Raw genomic sequence first — 451 nt, forward strand, 5'->3', positions numbered from 1 at the left:
CGTGATAGACCAGTAGGATCCCGAACAATATCAGCGCGTATGAGAGACCTACATATAGGCCATTCACAGATACTTGGATTGCGTCGGCCATGGTTCAATCCTAAGAGGCTCGTTGCGAGGGCCGCGCTGCCTCGTGGCGTTTACGACTCAGGCAGCGCGGCGGGCCGTTCCGATCACTCCTCGAACGGGGCGACTACGATGATGTCTCCGTTGACAATCTTGAAAACTCCGGTCTCGGTCACGCCCTGCCGAACGCCTGCGCCGAACGAAATTGGAGGCAGAATACCAATGTCAAAATTCTCGATGCTTCCAAGGGCGTCAATGAGGCATTCCCGGGTTGGGGCTTTCATTCGCTTGAAGGCCTCCACCGTCAACAACCCTTGTGCATAGCCGATCGCACTCCAGTAGGTCATGCTTGTGCCGGTGGTCTTCTCAAAATGGACCTTCACTT

1 protein-coding gene is annotated in these 451 nt (G+C 55.2%); it reads right to left on the minus strand.

Features of this window, described 5'->3' with window-relative positions:
* Positions 1 to 173 precede the first annotated feature (173 nt).
* Positions 174 to 451, minus strand: a 278-nt coding sequence (locus tag EOA27_RS39890) for a hypothetical protein (protein WP_210214215.1), incomplete at its 5' end; no start/stop codon positions are given.

The sequence above is a fragment of the Mesorhizobium sp. M2A.F.Ca.ET.037.01.1.1 genome, assembly GCF_003998075.1.
Taxonomy (GTDB): Bacteria; Pseudomonadota; Alphaproteobacteria; order Rhizobiales; family Rhizobiaceae; genus Mesorhizobium.